We start from the raw sequence: 20,469 nt of genomic DNA, 5'->3' as shown, positions 1-20,469 counted from the left end.
GAGGAAAACCCCTTCTCATGAATGAAGCCTATATCGTTGAAACACTGCGTACACCCGGCGGTCGCCGCAAGGGAGCGGCCTCGCACTGGCATCCGGCGGACATGGCCGCTGAAGTCATCAATGCCTTGCTCGACAAGACAGGCATCGACCCCGCGGCGGTGGATGACGTGATCCTCGGTTGCGTCACTCAGGCGGGCGAGCAGAGCAACGCCTTTGCGCGTAATGCGGTGCTTTCGTCCAGATTGCCGCAATCGGTGCCGGGCGTTACCATCGACCGCCAGTGCGGCAGTTCGCAGCAATCGATACATTTCGCAGCGCAGTCGGTGATGAGCGGCGTGCAGGACATGGTGATTGCAGGCGGCGGGGAGAGCATGACGCGGGTGCCGATGTTTTCGAACCGCAAGCTGCATGACGAGGCGGGCCTTGGCGAAGGGCCGTACAGTCGGCGTGTGCTTGAACGGTACGGTGTCGACGGGTTCAGCCAGTTCACGGGCGCGGAAATGATGGCCGGGAAATATGGCTTTTCGCGCGAGGATCTCGACAACTTTGCGCTGATGAGCCACCGCAAGGCGGCTGCGGCTTCACGTTCCGGAGCCTTCGACGCGGAGATGGTGCCGCTCACGGACAGCGAAGGAACGCATACCCGGGACGAAGGCATTCGCTTTGATGCTTCGTTAAAGGCGCTGGCCGATCTCAAGCCCCTTGTGGAGGATGGGGTCATCACGGCAGGCAATGCCAGCCAGATCTGCGACGGAGCGTCGGGCTTGCTGATCGTGGGAGAACGCGCGCTAAGGGATCATGGCCTGACGCCCATTGCGCGTATCGCCGGCATGACCGTAACGGCAGGCGATCCGGTCATCATGCTGGACGAGCCGATCAATGCAACGCGCCGGGCGATGGACCAGGCGGGTATGAACCTGGATCAGATCGACCTTTACGAAGTCAACGAGGCGTTCGCACCCGTGCCGATGGCTTGGCTGCAACAACTGGATGCGGACCCGGACAGGCTGAACGTCAATGGCGGTTCGATCGCGCTAGGCCATCCGCTGGGCGCGACGGGCGCCAAACTCACGGCAACGTTGATCCACGCCCTTAGATCGCGGGGTAAACGCTACGGCCTGCAAACGATGTGCGAGGCAGGCGGCATCGCGAACGTCACGATATTCGAGGCGCTCTGATCACGGCGTTACAACGCCTGACCATCGTCGATCGTGATAGTCGAGCCCGTTACATAGCGCGACGCATCCGAAGCGAGGTAGAGGGCAATATCGTCCAGCGCATCGATATCCATGAGGTGGCGGCGATGCCAGCTCGCGATCTGTGCCTTGCCAGCGTCGCTTTCGAACCATTCGTCTCCCATCTCGGTGCGAATATAACCTGGCTGGATGGTGTTCACATTGATGCCTTGCCGCACCCATTCGCGGGCAAACTGGCGTCCAAGATGCGCGACGCCTGCCTTGCTGGCGGCATAGGCGGCGTCCCCCTGATTGGTCATATCCGCTGTGACGGAGCCGATCAGGACGATGCGTCCCCGTGCAAGCGCCCGCATGTTCGATGCGATCATCCGCCCCGCACCCTCACGCACGGTCAGATAAAGGCCCAGCAGGTTTGTATCGAACACGGACCTCAGCGCATCTGCCGATACATCGGTCGAGCGCCCCGCGCGCGAGACGCCCGCATTTGCAAAGATGGTATCGACCGTGCCGAACTCATCTTCGGCTAGATCGTAGGCGTTGTGCACCGATGCTTCGTCAACCACATCGAGCGGGACCGCCAGCGCCTTACCACCGCCTTCGTTGATCTTGTCGGCGAGCGCCATCGTGCGATCGGTCCGCCGGGCACCGAGCACCAGCTTTGCACCGGCCTGCGCCAGCTTAATTGCGAGATGCATGCCGATGCCGGACGATGCCCCACTGACGAGTGCGATGCGGCCCTCGAGAGAATGATTGCGTGTCATGCTCGCTCCTGTTCAAGATCATGTTCGATAAGGTCGGATGCCCTCCAAGCCATCGCGCAGACAGGCGCAAACGTGTTCCCCGAAGGCATGACTGGTGCGATGGAGAGGTCGACGACGCGCAGGCCTTTGATTCCGCGCACGCGGCATCGCGGATCGACGACCGATTCCTCGTCCACGCCCATGCGGCAGGTGCCTGCGGCGTGATAGGCAGGCGTTCCCAGCATCCGGTAGGCCTCGATGATGGCATCATCGCTTTCCGCCTCAGCGCCCGGCCGCGTCTCCTCCACGATAATGTCGCAGAGAGGCTTCGTAAGGGCCAGCGCACGTACGTAGCGGACCGTCCCGATCAGCTCCCGCCGTTCCTGCTCGTTCGAGAAAAAGTCGAGGGCACCCTCGGGCAGCACAGCGGGATCGCGCGAGACGATGTGAACATGGCCGCGCGCGCGAGGGCGGAGGGGGTAGATCACCGCCTGAATGCCGGGGAAGCTTTCCATCGCCATCTTCGCGCTGGAACGATCAATGCTGTGCGGTGCGAACAGCAATTGGGCATCGGGACGATCGGCATCGGCATGACTTCGAAACCAGCCGATGACATCGAAAGTGCCACTCGCGAGCGGACCCTCGTGCTTCAGGTAATATTGCGCAGCATTTTTCAGCAGGCGGAGGCCTGAATATTCGCGGTTCAAGGAATAATGCGGCCGCGTGCGCCATTGGAGCGTGATGCCGCAATGTTCGAAAAGATTGTCGCCTACGCCTCTGTTCTGGGCAACCAGAGGAATGCCCAGTTGATCGAGATATTCCGGATCGCCAATGCCCGAGCGTTCCAGGATTGCCGGCGAGCCGAAAGTGCCCGAAGCGAGAATGATTTCGTGCGCCCGAAAGACCTCTTCCTTGCCGTTGCGCAGCCCTGCAACACCCGTCGCGCGGCCATTCTCGAACAGGACCCTATCGACCGTCACGCCGGTTTCGATCGCCAGATTGCCGCGGTTCTTGACGGGATCGAGAAAGGCGGCCGCAGCGCTCTGGCGTCTGCCATGCCAGACGGTCTGGGGACAGTACCCTATCGCCTCCACGGCGTCCGGATCGTTGGGATTGCCACGCCGCGACAGCCCCAGCGCCTCGCCGGCCTCTATCACCGCGTCCATTTCCGGACGGGGAGGCGGGACGGATGTCCGAAGGCCGTTCTCCCCTTCCAGAGCGTCGAAAGCCTGTGCGATATGCTCCCATGCCCAATCATCGCCTGCCTTTTTGGCAAGCGCATCGTAGTCTGCGGGCTTTCCGCGAACATACATCATGCCGTTGGTGGAGGACGAGCCGCCAAGCGTCTTCCCGCGTACCCAGAAGTAGGCCGGCTCGTTGTTACCGGCGCGGCCTGAAATGCGAAAAGGCCAGACATAAGCAGAATTGGCCAACACCTTGCCCACACCCTTGGGCATATGGATCATCGGATTCCTGTCGGGCGGTCCGGCCTCCAGCAGGAGCACCTGTCGGTTCGGACTGGCGCTCAGACGGTTGGCGAGAACACACCCAGCCGCACCACCCCCGACAATGATCACATCTGCGATTTGCCCGTTTGCCATGCCTCTCAAACCTTTTTCTTGCGAGAATGATCTTTCGCATACAGAATAGTGAGATGACTGACCAGCCTGAATTCGACCCCCGACAATGTCCGGTTATCATCGGCGGAGGGGAACTGGCCGATCGACCCGAAAATCTGGCCGACGCGCTTGATCCGGCAGGTTTGATGGTCGCTGCCCTTCGGTTGGCGGAGCGCGATGCGGATTGTGAAAACCTTCTCGCCCGGCTCGATCGACTTGATATCATCAACGAAATCTCGTGGCCGTATCCGGATCCGGAGGCTGAACTGCGGCGTCGATTGGGGCAGTCTGAATTGCAGACCCGCTACTGGCCAGTCGGCGGGCAGACGCCGATCACGGCGCTGCACGAGGCAGCGCTCGATATTCAGGCCGGTAGGGCGCGGATAATCGCCGTTTGCGGAGGCGAGGCTGAGGATAGTATACGCCGGGCGCGCAAGAGCCAAGCCGCCCTGAATTGGCCCGAGCGGGATGAGGGTTTCCGCCCGGTGCGCGGCGGGGATTATCAGGGCAGGGTTGCAAAGACACTGGGATTGACGAGCCCTGTTAACGTCTATCCGCTTTATGAAAATGCGAGCCGCGCGGCATGGCGACAGAATTTTGATACCGCGCAGCAAGAGAGCGCCCGCATCTGGTCGCGCAATTCGCATATTGCCGCTGCACGCGATGCTGCATGGCTCAAAAGCGCCGTCGATCCCGAGACGATACTGTCAGGCGATGGCGGCAATCGCCTGATCGCCTGGCCCTACCGTAAGTTGATGGTTGCCAATCCGATCGTGAACCAGGGCGCGGCGTTTATCGTGACCAGCTTGGCGATGGCGCGCGAGCTCGGCATTTGTGAAGATCGCATGATCTTCATTCACGGCGGCACGGCCGCTGACGAGCCGCGCGACATCCTTGCGCGGCAAGACTACAGCTTTTCGCGGGCCATGGAGGGCGTGCTTGGACAAAGCGCGAAGCTGGCAGGCGACAAATTCGCTGTCGAACTGTACAGCTGTTTTCCCTGTGTTCCGAAAATGGCGCGGCGCGTACTCGGCTTGTCCGACCACGATGCGTTGAGCGTGACAGGAGGGCTTACCTTCTTCGGCGCGCCGCTTAACAACTTCATGGGACATGCCGTGGTCGCGATGGTGCACCATTTGCGACGGCAAAGCGGCTGGGGCCTGCTTTACGGCCAAGGTGAATATGTGACGAAGCATCACGCGGTGATGCTCGGCACGAAGAAACCCGAACGGGCCTTGCCGCAGCATTACCGATTGCGGGATCTGGAAAAAGACATCGAACGCGCCGCTCCGCGCCTTGACCAGTCCCATCGCGGACTGGCGAGGCTGGAAACCTACACCGTAGTGTTCGACCGCAATGAAGACGTACGCCAGGGCATAGCTATTGCCCGTGCGCCGGATGGCAGCCGCGTCGCCGCTCGAGTGGAGACCGACGATGCTTGCACGCTCGAGAAACTCATGAGCGGAGTCGATCTGGTCGGTCGCCAAGGTGAGATTGGAATAGGCGCGGATGAATTGCCACACTGGTGCTTTATCTAGGATCGGGACTCATCGGAGCAGCGAGAAGATGACAGTTGCCGGGATGCGCATGGAGGGCATAAAGCTATTTTTGATTTGACGGGTTTCATGCGGTGAGTTTCCCGCGAGGCTATAGCCCTTGTCGGCGAGCAGTGCGCTGCTGAGGGGCAGAGCGTTGACTATCGATGCCGCGCTTTCCAAACCGCTCATCTGCCCCCCGCTTAGTAGCATGACCAGAGGTGGTCCCTGACAATTGCTTCTTGCCTGAAGCCTGAAGTGAAGCTTGCGCTCCAGGCCGACCTTGGCACGCCCACTATGTTGAGAAAGAGGCCGTTTTTAATAAACCTGACCGCTAAGTGATGAGCTTTCAATCGGTGCATCAATCATCGGTTCATTCGGCTCTCCACCTTTCGCAGCGAGCGCAGCAGAGATCTCTGCGGACACACCCAGACCGCTCCACCTAAGGAACCGATTGGAAATGGCCTTTCGCTTGGCCCACTCCGCGAAGGCGTCACGCCAGCGCAGACCCTGGCGGATTGATCAGATAATCCCGCTGACTATCCGCCGACCACCGATCCGCGGCAATCCATGTTACACGGGGAAATGCGGCTCGATCCAGCGCATCGGCGCCTCAGGCAACCCGATCATATCAATCGTGACGACGACGACTCAGGATTGCCGATGGTTCCAATCATCGCGCGTTTTGGAAACCTTGTTACGCATCATGCGCTCAGCGGCCCTTCCAGATAGGCTGCCGTTTTTCAGCGAATGCTTTGGGTCCTTCCCGATACTCTTCCGAGCCTAGCATGACATCGAGCGCCTCGTTATCGCGCTGGCTGAGAAAAGCCTGCTCCAGTGACGCTTTTTCGAGACCCTTGCGGGCGATGCTTTTCGCAGCGCGAATGGCGAGCGGGCTGCCCTGCAGGATCATCTCCGCCCAGCGGCGTGCCTCGGCGATCAGTTCCTCGGGAGATACGACACTGTTCACAAATCCCATCTCGCGGGCTTCGTGTGCCGATACCCGGCGGCCGGTCAGGATCATGCCCATCGCCTGCTGCCAACCGATCGTGCGAGGCAGGCGATGCAACCCGCTTGCAAGCGCTGCCATCCCGACCCGTGGTTCGGGCAGGGCGAAGATTGCATCATCCGATGCGATCACGATGTCGCATGACAGGGCAATCTCGCACCCGCCGCCAAGCGCCAGCCCGTTCACGGCCGCGATGATCGGCTTCTCGCAGTCGAACCGTCCGGTCAGGCCGCCGAAATCGCTGTCGGGTCGGTCGAGTCCGCCCCCTTTTGCCTGGAACTTCAGATCGTTTCCGGCGCTGAAGGCGCGCCCCTCGCCAGTGATGATGGCAATCCACTGCTCCGGATCTGCTGCAAACTCGTCAAACACGCGGGCAAGTTCGAAATGCGCGTCGGTATGAAGCGCGTTGAGACAATCCGGGCGATTGATCGTGACGATCGTGAGCGGCCCTTCACGGAGAACTTTGCAGTATTGCGTCGGCGCGGCGGCGCCGTCCTGTCGCGTTTCCCCTGTCTGGTTAGTTGTCACGGTTCAGCGCCTCACATCGAACATAGTCATTATTCACGGGTCACGCAGCCGCTTGCCCATTCTGTATCACCGGGTTTTCGGCGGTCTCAGGGATGATGAGCGCGTCGAGCGCCACCGCACCCTTGTGCTCTTCGAGCAAGAGCAGGGGGTTGATTTCCACTTCGAGAATTGTGCCGCGATGTCGGGCAATGAAGCGGCTCATCGCCGCCATTGTCTCTGCGGCAGCGCGTATATCGACGCGAGGTTTCCCGCGCATGCCGTCGAGCAGAGGGAACCCGCAAAGGGACCGGATGAGTTCGAGCGCCTCATTCGCGTCGAGCGGAGCAAGACCGATCGCGACATCATCGAGAAGCTCGGTAAAAATGCCGCCCATGCCGACCGACACGACAGGACCGAAAACCGGATCAATCCGGGCGCCCAGTATGAGTTCGGCAACACCCCTGATCATCGGGGCAATCAGAACGCCGCGTATCTCTGCCGCGGGATGCGCACGGCCTACGTCAGCGAGTATCTTGGAGGCGGCATCTGCGGCCTGATTTCCAGGATCGACGGCGAGGCGAACGCCGCCGGCATCGGATTTGTGCTGCACATCCGGGGATATCACCTTGATGGCGAGAGGGCCATCGAACTGGCGACTGATCCTTCCAGCTTCCGCGGAATTGCGAGCCGTTGCGAAGGGCATCGTGGGAATGCCGGCGTCCGCCAGTGCGGCAAGGGCTTCAGCCTCGTCAAGGCGAACGAAACATTTGGTGCTCGTATCGGGCAGCGTCGGCACGCATGCGGGAGCACCCGATATTGCGCGCCCTGCGGTTGCAGCATGGGCAAGCGCCGTGACGGCGAATGAGGGGTCCTCGAAGACCAGCAGTCCTGTCTCCTCGTACTCGCTTACCGTGCGCGGCCCTGCGTTCATGCAGATGGCGAAGGGCACCTCGCTGCCGCTTTCCAGTCCCTGCTGAATCGCTTCGCGGAGAGGTGGGCCGAGCACCGGGCTTTCCGGCCAATTCATGAAGAACGCGACGACCGCATCGTAATTACCCTGGCGTGTTACGATCGATACCGCATCGCGTACGATCGAAGCATCGCTCATCGCCTGCGCGGTCGTATCGACAGGGTTGGCGGATGAGCCGAGCGGTATGCGCGCGTCGAGGTCCGCCCGTGCCGGTTCAGGCATGCTGGCAATATCGAATCCGGCTGCTTCTGCCGCGTCCGCCATCAGTATGCCGGCGCCTCCCGATACGGTGAGGATCCCAAGGCGATTGCTCGCCAGTAGCCCACGGCGCGTCAACACGTAGAGAGTGTCCACCAGCTCTTGCGTGGTTTCGACCCGAATGGCGCCGGAGCGGCCTATGATCTGGTCGAGAGTGCGATCGTCTCCGGCGAGACTGGCGGTGTGGGACTGGGCGGCTTTCTGGCCGGAACTGGACGTGCCGACTTTCAACAGGATGACGGGTTTGCCTGCCAGGCGTGCCACCTCGACAGCGCGAAGAAAGGCACGGCCATGCCGGATACCCTCGACATAACAGCCGATGACTTTCACGTTGATGTCGGCCGCTGCGGCTTCGATCAGATCGGCAACGCCAATATCGCACTCATTCCCGGTAGCCGCGAAGCTGGCGAGCCCTATTCCCCGGCGGCGCGCCAGCATGGCAATATGTGCGCCATAAGCGCCCGACTGCGAAACAATGGCGAGCTCCCCTTGGGGGGGAGGGCCGTCTTCCAGGAGGCTGGAAAACGTTGCGGCTATTCCATCACCCGCTTTGTAAAAGCCAAGGCAATTCGGGCCGAGCAAGCGGATGCCAAGCTTCCTGGCGGTGGCCAGCATCTCGGCTTCCAATGCCGCGCCTTTTTCCCCTGTTTCCGAGAAGCCGGAAGTGAGGACCACCGCGGCACGGACATTTTTCGCACCCGCTTCCGCGAGGACCATCGGGATAGCCTTGGGCGGAACGGCGATCACCAGCAAATCAACTTCGTCGGCAGGTATTGCGCCGATGCTGGGAAAGGCTTTCAGGCCCTGCACTTTATCGCGGGACGGATTTACGGGGTAAATCTCACCTTCGAAGCCATCGCGAAGGCAATAGTGCAGGGGGCGGCCGCCTATGCGGGTGGGATCGTTCGATGCACCGATGAATGCGATGCTTCGCGGTGCAAACAATGCATCTAGCGATTTTGCCATCTTCGCAAACTCTTTCCTGTAACACGCTGACCGGGTGGGAAATCTTCTTTGAAGATACCGCAAAACAAGAATTCTTTACCGAGAAAGTAATTCGGCATCGGGTGAATTACTCACCGAGTTCGAGCCAGATCGCTTTCGACTTCAGGTATTTTTCATATCCCGCGCGACCCATGTCCTTGCCGATGCCCGACTTCTTGTAGCCGCCAAACGGCGCGGTCAGATCGGTTCGGCGGCCCCAATCGTTGAGCCAGACCGTGCCGCTTTCGATGCGCTGGGCCGCCTTGAACGCCCGCGTAATGTCCGCTGTATGCACCGATGCCGTGAGTCCATAATCCGGATGGTTTGCAAGAGCGATGGCTTCGTCAAAATCCTCGAATTCCTGCACGGCCAGCACAGGGCCAAAGATTTCCTCGCGATAAGCGCGATTTTCGGTGGTGACGCCGCGAAGGACAGTGGGCTGAAAGAATAGCGCCGTGTCGTGATCGATCCGGCTGCCGCCGATCAGGATTTCCGCTCCGTCCGAGACACTGTCGCGCACGATGCTGTCGATGCGCTCGATCTGCTTTTCATTGATGATGGGCGGAATGCTCGTTTCCTTCGACCAGGTCTCGCCGGGCTTCAGTCCCGTCATGGCATCGGCGACCAGGTCGATGAACCTGTCGGCGACGGATCGCTCCACGACGAGCCGGGACCCGGCAAAACACACCTGCCCGCTATTATAGGTGATGCCACGGGCCACCGTCTGCGCGAGGCGTTCGATATCGGGTGCGTCGGCAAAAACCACCTGTGGTCCCTTGCCGCCAAGCTCCAGGCTCACCGGCTTGAGCCCGGACATGGCGGCATCGGCCATGATGCGAGAGCCGGTCGCGCTTGAGCCGGTGAAGGTGACATAGTCGACCTCCGAATGCTTGACGAGCGCGGATCCTGCGTTCCCGTCACCGTTGATGACATTGAATATGCCTTGCGGAACGCCCGCCTCCACGGCCAGCTCCGCCAGACGCAGCGTGGCAAAGGGGGTCAGCTCCGAAGGCTTGAGCACCACGGCATTCCCAGCGGCAAGTGCGGGAGCGAATTTCCATGCCGCCAGAATCAGAGGGAAGTTCCAGGGGGCAATCGCCGCGACCACGCCGTATGGTTCGTGCACGACCATGGACAGGGAGCTTCGAGACGTCGCGGTCACTTGGCCTTCAACCTTGTCCGCGTACTCTCCGAAAAAGCGCAACGTACCGGAAACGACCTTTACATCGCGAGCCATTGCCTCCGAATAGATGCGCGCCGAGGCGATGGCTTCCAATGCGGCAATCTCGGCCGAATGCGCGTCCACAAGGTCGGCAAACCGATACAGGATGTTCGCCCGGTCGCGGGGCGCCATCGTGCCCCAGCCACTGTCTTTCCACGCATGCCGAGCGGACATCACCGCTTCATCGACCTGACCTTGCGATGCCCATCCGGCATCCAGTCTGATCGAGAAATCCGACGGGCTTGCAACCTGCCGCGTTTCGGCGCCGACGACGCGCCTGCCGCCGATGAAAAGCCCCGGCGAAGGGCGAACAGACCTGGGATCAAAGAACATGGAATGAAACCTCTCGTGCCGCTCAGGAAGCCGGCTTGGTGTCGGCCAGCAAGTGGCTTTCGAGTTGATCGTAATAGGTGGGAATGGTGTTCTCCATCCCGCCATAGGTCAGCTTGCCGAGGCCGCCTGACGCAAGCCCTTCATGCGCGGTCTGCGAAGCGCGGAAATCTTCGTTTCCGAACACATCCAGAACCAGGTCATAGGAGCGCTTCGCGATGTCCTTGGCCTTGTCGGTCACAGGCTCCTCGGGCAGCAGCATGTAGTAATCGACCAGCGTGCGATCTGGCGCTCTGGGCATCAGCACCATCATCGAGATATAGTATGGACTGGTGATCAGGACCGCGTTCGGAAAAATCTGATAGGCATGGGTGACGGTCTTGTGGATGTTCTCTTCCCGGTTCTCGATCATTTCCGGCTCGAACTGGACTTTGCCCGCGACCTTGCGCTGATGAGGGCCCAGCTTGCTGACGATGACGGGCATGTCCCTGAACAGGTCTCCGATCAGATCCCTGTGCAGCCGCGTCACGTGGTAACTTTCCATGAAAGGCTCGAGCACGAGCTTCCAGTTCGCCTTCAGATCGAAACGCTTTGTATCGTACAAATAGGCATCGGGTACGCCCAGATGCTGCATGTCTATGGCAAAGCCTTCGTCCATTCCGCTCCAGTCGGGATCGATCGCGCGATCGAGAACACCCCAGATGATCCCCGCATGCTCGCGCACCGGCAGCGTCGGCAGGTGGTATTCCGATTTGTCGAACTCTTCGAAAAGCTCGCTTCGCGCGGCGCCCAGCAGCTTTCCGTCCAGAGCGTAGGTCCAGCTGTGATAGGGGCACACAAGCCGGCTGAGCTTGTGGACCTTGCAATCCTCGATCAGCTTGGAGCCCTTATGCTGGCAAGCGTTGTAGTACAGTCCGATCTGGCCTTCCTTGTCCCGAACGACCAGTAGCGCCATGCCATAGCCATCGAAGGCGACGGCGGATCCGGGCTCGGGAAGGCGCGAAGAAGGCATGAGCGGCACCGGCAACCGGCGGAAAACGGAGCGTTGCTCGAGATCGAAATGCTTCTGATCGAGAAAGATGGAGGCAGGACGTGTCTTCTTTATCACCGGCTTCAGCCAGTCCGCGATCGGCACCGGTTCATGCCCCGCATCATGGGCAGGTATCTTGCGAATGTCCTCGATCTGGCTTGGGCTCAGATCGTTCAATGTTGGTTTCCTAGGTGTTCCCATCGGGTTCCCCTCCATATTCCGCGGTTATTCTTGAATTTATGGGCTATGGAATGGCGAAGATTGCGCACCAATGTCAATCATTGAGAATAACATTCTCGATAGAAAATATATTGCGCATTGACCGGAGTGGCGGACCGCAATAGCTCTCGCGCATCATGTCCGCCCCATCAGAAAAACCAAAAGGCAAGCCGGTAGGAGCTGTGGTGCAGACCATCAGGCTTCTGCGAGCCTTGTCGGAATCAGACGCCCCGTTGGGCGTGAGCGCCGCAGCGCGCGCGGCCGGGATCAACACCTCCACGGCATTCAATGTTTTGCGCACTCTGACAGCCGAAACTTTGACGGTGTTTGACGAGCCGACGAAAACATATTCGCTTGGGCCGGGCTTGCTTGATCTGTGCGGCGCCTTGCGGCAACCGAGCCTTGCCGAGAAGATACGTGCGGAGCTGCCCGAACTCGCGGCGAAAACCGGTAAGCTGATCGCGCTCTGGGAAGTCATGGGGACGCGGCTTATCCTGCTCGATCGCGCGCAGAGCGATCGTCCCGTTCGTCTCGACCTTGATCTCACGCAGCGCATGCCGCGTTATCTTGGTGCTGTGGGCCGTGCTGCCGCAGCGGCGGATGGTCTTGGAAAGGCTGCGTTGAAAAAGGAATTCGGCAAGCTTCGCTGGGCAGGCGACATTTCCCCGGCGGATTACGTTGAAAGCGTCGAACTTGCCCGACAGCAGGGTTACGGCGTTGATCGTGGGGCCCTTTACGAAGGTATTGTCGCAATTGCCTCGGTCGTGACGGATACAGAAGGCAAGCCCGTGCTTGGCCTGTCTGCGATCGAATTCGCCGAGCGGCTGAACGAGGACGATATAGCGGCGACCGGCAAGATGCTCGCCGACGTCACGCGGCATTATTCCGCCGACTGAACCGCGGCGGTCGGCGGCGCATCAAGCAGAAGCGTTTTTGTTTCGAGAAAACTGCGCAGTCCCTGCTCCCCGCCTTCGCGTCCGATGCCTGATTGCTTGAAACCGCCAAAGCCAATGGAAAAGTCCAGTTTCAGCCCGTTCTGGCTCATCGTGCCTGTTCGGACCTGTCGCATGATACGATAGGCGCGTTCCGCATCGTTGGTGAATACGGCGCTTACCAGGCCGAAGTCGCTGTCGTTCGCGATACGCAAAGCGTGATCCTCATCGTCAGCCGGAATGACCGTGAGAACAGGGCCGAAAATCTCTTCGCGCGCGATAGCCGCCGAATTGTCCACATTGCCGAAAACGGTCGGTTCCACATACCATCCGCGGTCGACGTGGCCCGGTCTACCACCCCCTGTGGCGGGAGCATACCCATCCTTGATGGCTCGTGCGATATGGCCTTCCACCTGTTCGCGCTGCCGCCGGGTTGCAAGGGGCCCCATGCCGGTAGAGCGATCAAAAGGATCGCCCACCTTCACGCTCGCCATCTGACTGGCAAGAGCGTCCACGAAATCATCGTGGCGACCGCGAGGAACGATGAGCCGTGTTAGCGATGCGCACACCTGTCCCGTAAGAGCGCAGGCGCGCATGCCAAGCGTTTCGGCTGCTTTTGCGAAATCATAATCCTCGCAGATGATGGCGGCTGATTTCCCGCCGAGCTCCAGGGTCTGGCGCCCAATTCGTCCGCCCATGATCGACCCGATCTTTCGTCCAGCCGCGGTCGAGCCTGTGAAGGCAATCTTGTCCACCCGAGGATCGCACACCAGTTTTTCCGACGCTTCTCGATTGGCGGTAAGCACGTTGATCACGCTTACTGGCAAACCGATTTTATCCGCGATTTCGGCCATCAGCAGCGCATGGCCAGGCGCCTCGGGAGAAGCTTTGATGATGACGGTACAACCTGCGAGCAGCGCAGGCGCAACCTTGTGCGCGATAAGGGAAATCGGGCCATTCCAAGGTATGATCGCGCCGACGACGCCAACCGGCTCGTGCGCGATGAAGGCTGCATCGGTCATGGCGCTGCTTTTCGGTTCCAGAAACGCGAAGCTGTGCGCCAATTCGGCGTAAGCGCGGTAAATGTCTCCGATCGATCCGGCAAAAGCCTCCGCTAGTTGATGCGTGATGCCCATCTCGTTTGGCCAGATCGCAGCGACGTCGGCTGCGCGTGCGTCGATTTCGCGTGCGATCAACATCAGGTAATCGGCGCGATCTTCGGGAGAGAGGCGAGGCCAGGGCCCATCGTCAAACGCTGAGCGCGCCGCGCCGATAGCGTGATCGATATCGTCGACGCCGGCCTCCGCCACCTCGCAATAAGGCATTTCCGTCGCGGGAGAGATCACGGTGATGCGCCCTCCTTGCCGCGGCGCGATCCATTCGCCGTTGATGTAGAGCATGTCGGGCCGCGCGAGAGGGTGACGATCGAAATGCATTGTCATGTCCTTGCCATGGTATTGACCAAGCCTGTGTTGAGCGAGCCGGGGATCGCGCGCTCACTCATCACGGCCAGCGCGACGATCGCGCGCCTCCACCACGGCGTCACCGAACAGTCGCTCCTGCACGCGTGCACCCAGAAGGCCGTGCGGAAAGCCAAGATCGATGGCGCTCACCTCGTCCAGACGGGTGAGCGCGTCGGCTGTGAGTTCTACCTCAAGAGCGCCGAGGTTCTCACGCATCTGATCTACGGTCCGCGCGCCAATCACCGGCGCCGTTATGGCTTCATCACGCATCGTCCAAGCCAGAGCGATCTGCGCAGGCGTGTGACCCAGCTCTTCGGAAATTTCGCTTACCACTTCCGCGATGGCAAAGGAGCGTTCGGTAAGCCGCTTGCTACTGCGGTTAATCTGGCCGCGCCCTGTTAGCGCATCCGCATCCTTGTCCAATTGCCTGCGCGAGTATTTTCCCGTCAGGACCCCGCCCGCGAGCGGCGACCACGGGAGCACCCCGATGCCGAGTTTGCGACACATGGGGATCACATCCCGCTCCGCCGTTCTTTCGAGAAGATTGTATCCGGCCTGGTATCCTGCGAACCTCGTCCAGCCGCGCAGTTCCGCAATGGCCTGCATCCGGCTCGCCTCCCAGGCTGGAGTGTCCGAAAGGGCGATGTATTGCACCTTTCCGGCGCGGATAAGATCGTCGAATGCGCGCAGGATTTCATCCGCCGGAGTGCGGAAATCCCACATGTGCAGATAGAGCAGATCGATGCGATCGGTCCCAAGAGAGCGTAAACTGGCTTCGACAGATCGGATCATGGAAAGGCGGTGATTGCCGCCCGAATTCGGGTCGCCTTTCTTCCGCGCCACCGCGTATTTCGTACCGACGACCATGGTGTCGCGCCGATCCTTGAGCCAGCGCCCTACGAGACGCTCACTCTCCCCGTCGCCGTAGGTATTTGCGGTATCGATGAAATTTCCGCCCGCCTCGGCATAGGCGGAGAGCATGGTCTCGGTCTCGCTCTCCTCGGCTCGCCAGTCTGCAGCAGCACCGAAAGTCATGGTGCCAAGGCAGAGCGGCGATACGCGAAGTCCGGAATGCCCGAGCAGGCGGTAATGATCCAGGCGGGTCGACATGATCGACTTACTCACGCTTTTCCCGGAACTTCCCATTCCAGCGGCAGGCTTTCCAGCGACATCACCACGCCCGCGCGCCAATCTTCCTCGAAACCGGATTTCACGCGAAAGCGAGGAATGCGCGTCAGGAATTCTTCGATGAAAATTCGCACCTCCGCACGCGCCATCCAATGCCCCAGACACAGATGCGGCCCGGTCGAGAAGCCGACATGCTTGCGCCCCTTGCGATCAATGTCGAACTCGGTGGGATTGTCATTCACCTCCGGATCGAGCCCGGCGAGCGTCATGGGTGCGACGATCATTTCACCGGCTTTCAAATGAGCGCCGGCGAGTTCCATGTCCTTGCGGATCAGGCGGACCCCATTGGTGACAGGGAAGCGACGCATGCTCTCGTCGAAGAAATCCTTGATATCATCAGGATTCTCCCGGAGCCGGTCTTGGAGAGCGGGATTGTGCGCCAGATGGTTGAAACCGAAGGTCAGGGCATTCGCCACCGTATCGAGACCGGCCACGAACAGAAGGAAGCCGATCGAGAGAAGCTCGTCCTCCGTCAGCGGTCGTCCGTCAATTTCCTCGTTCACGAGCTTCGTGAAGAGGTCATCCTGCGGGTTTTCGCGGCGATCGTCGAAAACAGCCTTCAATTCCGAGAGCATCTTGCGCTGCAATTCAATGCGGCGCTCCCTGGTTATCTGGCCGAAGAATTCGGTCACCAGATTGCGGAACTCGACATAGCGGTCCAGCGGCAGGCCCGCCATCTCCATGAAGATCGTTACGGGGTAAAGCGCGCCCAGTTCGGTGGCGAAATCGCACGCGCCTCGATCCTGCACCTTGCCAATCAATTCCTTCGACCAATGATGCATCTTGTCCTCGAGGCCGGCGATCACCTTCGGGGTAAAGTGCTTCATCAGCATCTTGCGGTAGGGGGTGTGCGCTGGCGGATCCAGGTTGATGGGGATGGCCCGGATCGGGCTCTCGGTCTTGGGTACTTCGATCTCGTTGTTCGAGAAACTCTCGTGCTCGCTGATGACCTGAGTCACCAACTCGTAATTCGTCACCAGCCAGTGCCCGCCATTGTGCGGGGTATAGAAAATTTCGGGAGCCTCCTGCGCCATCTCGAAATATCCGAGATGAGGATTTTTCAGCAGACGTTCGTCCTGATAGATGTCGAACTCGTAAACCTGATCTGCACGCACATGCGCCGGGATTTCGACCTTCTGCCCGCTTGCTCCACCACCTGACACTGCTTTCTCTCCAATCGCTTGCTCTTGGTGCCGCGTGAAAATCGGCGGCCCGTAGCCTATGTCTTGATGGTCAGAATCACAGTGTGGAAGCGATCCGTCAATATTTGAGAATAATATTCTCTATTCCGAATTATCGGAAGGAAATCCCGAGAAGCGAATGGCAAGCTCTCGCAAGTCCTTGCCCAGTTCCTTCAGTCGCTCCCGATCCAGCCTGTGCGCGATGTCGCTGGCGGTCAGGCCGTGGGTAACCGTCCCGTCGCTGTCCACGATCACGGCAGCCACCGTAACGATGCCCGGATGCAAGGCACCCTCGTCAATCGCGTATCCGGCCTCGCGTGCCATCTGCACCTCGGCGATGTAGCGCTCGCCATCGAGCGGTCCGTCCCAGCGGATTTCATCGAAGCCATCTCGAAGCTTTTCGTCGGATAGACCCTGGGCCGCGGCCCAGGCGCGCCCCACCGCCCCGGCAAACGCAGGCAGTTTCTGATGGATCTGCATGTCGAGCCGCACCGGGCTTTTTGCCACGGCCCGCTCGACCAGTTGCATCCTGCCATTGGTCGATTGCCAAAGGCCCACAAGGCAAGTCGTCCTGTCGGCGATGCGCTGCAGATCGCCGACCATTTCCTGCTCCAGGGATCGCGCCGCCATACCGCCGCATATTTCGAGCAAGCCGCGTGACAGGGCGTAGGTTTTGGTACGCTCGTCGAATGTTACCGCGTTTTCAAAAACAAGCGTTCGCAGAATATTGAACGCAGTCGACGGATTGACATCGGCGGCCCTGGCCAGAGCCGTCACGCCGCGTGGTGGGTCCGCTCGGGCAAGTATTCGCAAAAGGGCGAACGCCTGCGTCACGGCACCCACCCTTTTGGCCAACTTCCCTGTCTTTGCGCCGTCCATCCCGACCCTTTCGTCAGCTTTTATCCGATGCCGGACCTTAGTCTGTCGCGTCTGTTGGAAACGGCGGCATAGGTTCGCTTGAGTTGTTGTCGATCGACTTTTTCATTTGCAAGCCGCGGGAGCGGTTTATCCGTTAATTCCACATATCGCGGCAGCTTGTATCCTGCCATCCTTTCCGCGCACCAATCGAACAATTCCTGTTCTTCCAGCGCGGCATTGCAACGCGCGCAGGCGAAAATTGCTTCTGCGTAATCGGCATCCTGCACGCCGAAAACGGCGACCTCGGCAATGGCGGGATGCTGCGAGATGATGCCTTCGATCTCGGCGGGAGAAACGTTGAAGCCGCCAGACTTGATCATCTCTTTCGACCTGTCGATGAAATGGAAATATCCTTCCTCATCGACCATGCCGATATCGCCTGTATGCATCCATCCGTCCTGCAATGCAGCGGATGTCTCTTCGGGCTTGTTCCAGTATGCTTTCATCAAACCCGGTCCGGTGAGCAGGATATGCCCCGCTTCGCCAGGATCGCATGGGCTCCCGTCGTCACGCTGAATGCGGAAGCGCGACAGAGCGAGGCCGCGGCCGCAACTGTCGGGCCGGGCACGTGCTTCCGCTTCGCTGGCGATGATGGCACCTCCGCCAACCTCGGACATGCCGTAGAGCTGGCGCAGGGCGATGCCTTTTTCCATCCAGCGCGCGAGCGTTTCCCTGGTGGGTGTGGCGCCGCCGATGCGGGCGAAAGTCAAATGCGATAGATCCGCATCGGCGAATTGAGGCAGATCGGCCAATTGATCATAGATCATGGGCACGCCAATGAAGAATGTGATCCGCTCCTGAGCGAGCAGTCGCAAGATTTTCTCGGTAGAGTATTTCTGCGTGAAATACAGCGTTCCGCCGACTATGGTCGTGAACATCTGGCCCCAGGGCAGTCCGGGCGACGAATGAAGACCGAAGGGCATCAGTGATCGGGTTTCGGCGCCGATGCGATTGTCGAGCAGCAGCATCTCGGTGAACTTCAGGAGATAACTCCCGTGCGTCATCATGGCTCCCTTAGGCCGGGAGGTGGAGCCGCTGGTGAAAATGATCATCGCCACATCCTCGCTCTCCCGGCGGACCTGCTGCCATCCGTCGGTGGCGCCGCCGCGAAATTGCGAGACATGGTCGATGGGCATGATGGTTGCGGTCACGCCCGCTTTCACCATTCGCTCGGCGCGCTCGGAATCCGCGATTATCAGGCGCGGATCACTGTCCGAGGCGAGGTAGTGGAGTTCCAGTCCCACAAGCCGGTCATTGAATGGCACGATGATGCCGCCGGACTTGGCAATGGCAAAGGCGCTGGCGATCCATTCCAGCGAGTTGGCTGCTGCAATTGCTACGCGGTCTCCCGGCCGGACGTCCTGGCTCTGCAAATGCTCCGCCAGACCGTCGCTCCATTTGGCGAGCTCGCCGTAGGTGAGGGCATCCTCCCCGTCGAACGAGAAGGCCATTTTTTCAGGGGTGCGCCTCGCCCAGTAGTCCAGCCCGTCATGTATCAATCCCATCTGGCTCATGTCACAGCGTCTCCTCGCTTCCGAACAGCGCCGTGCTGGTCACGGAGTCTCCAGGCCCGCCTGCCATCAGTGACAGTTTCGCGTTGGGCACCTGATTTGTCGATGTCCCGCGGATCTGACGGACCGCTTCGAGCACCAGCCCCATTCCGTGAATGAAACCGTCTGCGATGTTTCCGCCCGACGTGTTGATCGGCAAGGCGCCGGACGGTGCAGTCAGATTGTCCAGTGTGATGAACGCCCCTGCGTTTTCGTACGTGCAAAAGCCGTGATCGATGATCGAGGCCACGGCCATGCCGGTGAAGTTCTCGTAGATCTGGGCAACGTCCACGTCTTCGGGGCCGTATCCTGATTCCTCCCACAGGCGCTTGGCAAGATGGATCATGCCGACACTGACATAGGGCTCGTGATTGTCCTCCAGCGATCCCGATGACGACTGCGCTTCTGCACCCATCGGGCAGGACAGGAGGAAGGCGGGTTTCTGCTTCATGCTCCTCGCCCGTTCTGCGGAAACCAGTATGACGGCGGCCGCGCCGTCGTTCTCGCGGGAGCAATCGAACAGGTGCAACGGTTCGGAAATGAAACGCGATGCCTGGTATTTCTCGTGACTCAAGGGCTGCCCGTGACCGGCGGCGCCCGGATTGTTCCGCGCGTGATGGTATCCGGCGCGCGCGATCGCCTCCAGCGTAGAGGCGGGGACGCCGTGGTGCTCGATGAGCCGCTGGCTGCGCATGGCGGAACGCTGCAGGACCATATCGATCCCGTTGGCCAGAAACTGTGCCGGCGTATCCCCCTGCGTCACGGCGACCTGCAAGCGCTGGTTACTCTGCTCCGCCATCGCGCGATAAACGACGACGGCTTCGGCCTGGCCTGAATGAATGGCCTGCGCGGCCAGCAACAAGGCGGCGGGAATGCCGCCACCATGCGTCCATGCGAGTGCCGCGAAGCGCATATCCTTTGTGCCGAGCGCGGGCATGAGTTTCTGGCCGGTATTGCGCTCCGACCCGTAGGATACGAAACCGTCGATGTCCGCCGGATCCATCCCGGCATCCTCGGCTGCGGCTATGATGGCCCGGAGCGCCAGCTTCGTTTCGCCATCGGGTGACGTTCCGCGCTTGTAATACGGTGTCTGACCGATACCGACGACAGCGGCGGCTCCTCGAAATGCGTTTGCGGTGTTCATGCACGGTTTCCTTCCGCAAGATGCCAGACCACGGTGGCGTAGCCTTTCGACTTTTCGTCACCCGGCCTGATACGACCCGTAAGCCGGGCGCCGATCGCCAGACCGTCTTCATCGCCTTCCAGCACGCCGGGAATGCGGATCGAGCCCGCCTGCGGAAGCTCGACGAGAAGCGTTACGAAAGGCGTGTCCTCACGGCGTTCCTTCACCACTTCGGATACAGCATGGTTGCGCGTCCAGGTGAAAAGCGTGCCCGTCATCTCGATCTCTTCCCAATCGAGATCCCAGGATCCACATTTGCCGCACCGGTAATGCGCGGGCCACATCCACTGATGACACGAGGAACATTTCGGTGCGACGAAACGGCCTTCTTCGAGTGCATCCCAGAAGGGATCATCGGCGCCGATGCCTCCGGCGATGCGTGGTTGGTCGGTCATGATCTCTCTCCTGTCCTGCGCTGGTCGTCTCGTGCCGAGC

At 60.2% G+C, this 20,469-nt stretch carries 17 protein-coding genes; 3 read left to right on the top strand and 14 right to left on the bottom strand.

The annotated features are described in order from the left end of the window. The first annotated feature begins 17 nt into the window (after positions 1-17). Entirely contained in the window at positions 18-1,178 is a 1,161-nt protein-coding gene (locus JD971_RS00975; RefSeq protein WP_202087203.1) for an acetyl-CoA C-acetyltransferase, read from the top strand. Between the two features lie 8 nt (positions 1,179-1,186). Here the strand turns inward: JD971_RS00975 and JD971_RS00970 are convergent, their stop codons facing one another. Both JD971_RS00970 and JD971_RS00965 read right to left on the bottom strand, forming a co-directional pair. Then, complete coding sequence (locus JD971_RS00970; protein WP_202085336.1) at positions 1,187-1,957, bottom strand: SDR family NAD(P)-dependent oxidoreductase; 771 nt, start codon at positions 1,955-1,957, stop codon at positions 1,187-1,189. Further along, positions 1,954-3,537, bottom strand: a complete 1,584-nt coding sequence (locus JD971_RS00965) for a GMC family oxidoreductase (RefSeq protein WP_202085334.1) — start codon at positions 3,535-3,537, stop codon at positions 1,954-1,956. Before JD971_RS00965 ends, JD971_RS00970 begins: the two co-directional genes overlap by 4 nt. Positions 3,538-3,590: 53 nt before the next feature. On the opposite strand from JD971_RS00965, the gene JD971_RS00960 reads away from it, so the two are divergent. Further along, a complete protein-coding gene (locus JD971_RS00960) occupies positions 3,591-5,093 on the top strand; it encodes an acetyl-CoA acetyltransferase (RefSeq protein ID WP_202085331.1) in 1,503 nt (500 codons plus the stop codon). A 9-nt stretch (positions 5,094-5,102) separates the two neighbouring features. Here JD971_RS00960 and JD971_RS00955 read toward each other — a convergent pair whose 3' ends face one another. The 5 genes from JD971_RS00955 to JD971_RS00935 form a co-directional block, all read right to left on the bottom strand. Continuing rightward, entirely contained in the window at positions 5,103-5,282 is a 180-nt protein-coding gene (locus JD971_RS00955; RefSeq protein WP_202085329.1) for a hypothetical protein, read from the bottom strand. Positions 5,283-5,802: 520 nt separating this feature from the next. Further along, a complete protein-coding gene (locus JD971_RS00950) occupies positions 5,803-6,627 on the bottom strand; it encodes an enoyl-CoA hydratase-related protein (RefSeq protein ID WP_202085326.1) in 825 nt (274 codons plus the stop codon). A 40-nt stretch (positions 6,628-6,667) separates the two neighbouring features. Continuing rightward, on the bottom strand, positions 6,668-8,800 hold the full coding sequence (locus tag JD971_RS00945; protein ID WP_202085324.1) for an acetate--CoA ligase family protein: 2,133 nt from the start codon (positions 8,798-8,800) through the stop codon (positions 6,668-6,670). Positions 8,801-8,906: 106 nt separating this feature from the next. Continuing rightward, positions 8,907-10,478, bottom strand: coding sequence for an aldehyde dehydrogenase (locus JD971_RS00940; RefSeq protein WP_236672200.1), 1,572 nt, complete (start codon positions 10,476-10,478; stop codon positions 8,907-8,909). Beyond that, positions 10,396-11,577 carry an SRPBCC family protein gene (locus JD971_RS00935; RefSeq protein ID WP_202085323.1) on the bottom strand — a complete coding sequence of 394 codons (1,182 nt, stop codon included), beginning with the start codon at positions 11,575-11,577 and terminating at the stop codon, positions 10,396-10,398. Before JD971_RS00935 ends, JD971_RS00940 begins: the two co-directional genes overlap by 83 nt. Before the next feature lie 179 nt (positions 11,578-11,756). On the opposite strand from JD971_RS00935, the gene JD971_RS00930 reads away from it, so the two are divergent. Continuing rightward, on the top strand, positions 11,757-12,515 hold the full coding sequence (locus JD971_RS00930) for an IclR family transcriptional regulator (protein ID WP_202085322.1): 759 nt from the start codon (positions 11,757-11,759) through the stop codon (positions 12,513-12,515). On the opposite strand, the gene JD971_RS00925 is transcribed toward JD971_RS00930, so the two are convergent. The 7 genes from JD971_RS00925 to JD971_RS00895 form a co-directional block, all read right to left on the bottom strand. Then, positions 12,500-13,987: an aldehyde dehydrogenase gene (locus tag JD971_RS00925; RefSeq protein ID WP_202085321.1), complete on the bottom strand. Its 1,488-nt coding sequence runs from the start codon at positions 13,985-13,987 to the stop codon at positions 12,500-12,502. The two genes, JD971_RS00930 and JD971_RS00925, sit on opposite strands and share 16 nt — an antisense overlap. A 60-nt stretch (positions 13,988-14,047) precedes the next feature. Next, entirely contained in the window at positions 14,048-15,139 is a 1,092-nt protein-coding gene (locus JD971_RS00920; RefSeq protein WP_236672199.1) for an aldo/keto reductase, read from the bottom strand. Further along, entirely contained in the window at positions 15,136-16,317 is a 1,182-nt protein-coding gene (locus JD971_RS00915; protein WP_202085320.1) for a cytochrome P450, read from the bottom strand. The genes JD971_RS00920 and JD971_RS00915 overlap by 4 nt, the downstream gene beginning before the upstream one ends. 168 nt (positions 16,318-16,485) lie before the next feature. After that, a complete protein-coding gene (locus tag JD971_RS00910; RefSeq protein ID WP_256435272.1) occupies positions 16,486-17,262 on the bottom strand; it encodes an IclR family transcriptional regulator in 777 nt (258 codons plus the stop codon). Positions 17,263-17,282: 20 nt separating this feature from the next. Continuing rightward, entirely contained in the window at positions 17,283-18,815 is a 1,533-nt protein-coding gene (locus JD971_RS00905) for a class I adenylate-forming enzyme family protein (RefSeq protein WP_202085318.1), read from the bottom strand. Position 18,816: 1 nt separating this feature from the next. Further along, the gene (locus tag JD971_RS00900) at positions 18,817-19,995 is read right to left on the bottom strand and encodes a transporter (RefSeq protein WP_202085316.1); all 1,179 of its coding nucleotides are present in this window, start codon (positions 19,993-19,995) and stop codon (positions 18,817-18,819) included. Beyond that, positions 19,992-20,429 (bottom strand): Zn-ribbon domain-containing OB-fold protein, encoded by a 438-nt coding sequence (locus JD971_RS00895; protein WP_202085314.1) that lies wholly within the window; start codon positions 20,427-20,429, stop codon positions 19,992-19,994. Before JD971_RS00895 ends, JD971_RS00900 begins: the two co-directional genes overlap by 4 nt. Positions 20,430-20,469 lie beyond the last annotated feature (40 nt).

The organism is Croceicoccus sp. YJ47, assembly GCF_016745095.1.
GTDB lineage: Bacteria > Pseudomonadota > Alphaproteobacteria > Sphingomonadales > Sphingomonadaceae > Croceicoccus.
The sequence above is the reverse complement of the archived record's forward strand: the minus strand, read 5'-3'. Positions and strand labels throughout refer to the sequence as shown.

Excerpts from the sequence above, each read along its gene's own strand:
- JD971_RS00975 (WP_202087203.1), top strand. The coding sequence starts at position 18 with ATGAATGAAGCCTATATCGTTGAAACACTGCGTACACCCGGCGGTCGC.
- JD971_RS00970 (WP_202085336.1), bottom strand. The coding sequence starts at position 1,957 with ATGACACGCAATCATTCTCTCGAGGGCCGCATCGCACTCGTCAGTGGG.
- JD971_RS00965 (WP_202085334.1), bottom strand. The coding sequence starts at position 3,537 with ATGGCAAACGGGCAAATCGCAGATGTGATCATTGTCGGGGGTGGTGCG.
- JD971_RS00960 (WP_202085331.1), top strand. The coding sequence starts at position 3,591 with ATGACTGACCAGCCTGAATTCGACCCCCGACAATGTCCGGTTATCATC.
- JD971_RS00955 (WP_202085329.1), bottom strand. The coding sequence starts at position 5,282 with ATGAGCGGTTTGGAAAGCGCGGCATCGATAGTCAACGCTCTGCCCCTC.
- JD971_RS00945 (WP_202085324.1), bottom strand. The coding sequence starts at position 8,800 with ATGGCAAAATCGCTAGATGCATTGTTTGCACCGCGAAGCATCGCATTC.
- JD971_RS00940 (WP_236672200.1), bottom strand. The coding sequence starts at position 10,478 with ATGGCGGGATGGAGAACACCATTCCCACCTATTACGATCAACTCGAAA.
- JD971_RS00930 (WP_202085322.1), top strand. The coding sequence starts at position 11,757 with ATGTCCGCCCCATCAGAAAAACCAAAAGGCAAGCCGGTAGGAGCTGTG.
- JD971_RS00925 (WP_202085321.1), bottom strand. The coding sequence starts at position 13,987 with ATGCATTTCGATCGTCACCCTCTCGCGCGGCCCGACATGCTCTACATC.
- JD971_RS00910 (WP_256435272.1), bottom strand. The coding sequence starts at position 17,262 with ATGGACGGCGCAAAGACAGGGAAGTTGGCCAAAAGGGTGGGTGCCGTG.
- JD971_RS00905 (WP_202085318.1), bottom strand. The coding sequence starts at position 18,815 with ATGAGCCAGATGGGATTGATACATGACGGGCTGGACTACTGGGCGAGG.
- JD971_RS00900 (WP_202085316.1), bottom strand. The coding sequence starts at position 19,995 with ATGAACACCGCAAACGCATTTCGAGGAGCCGCCGCTGTCGTCGGTATC.
- JD971_RS00895 (WP_202085314.1), bottom strand. The coding sequence starts at position 20,429 with ATGACCGACCAACCACGCATCGCCGGAGGCATCGGCGCCGATGATCCC.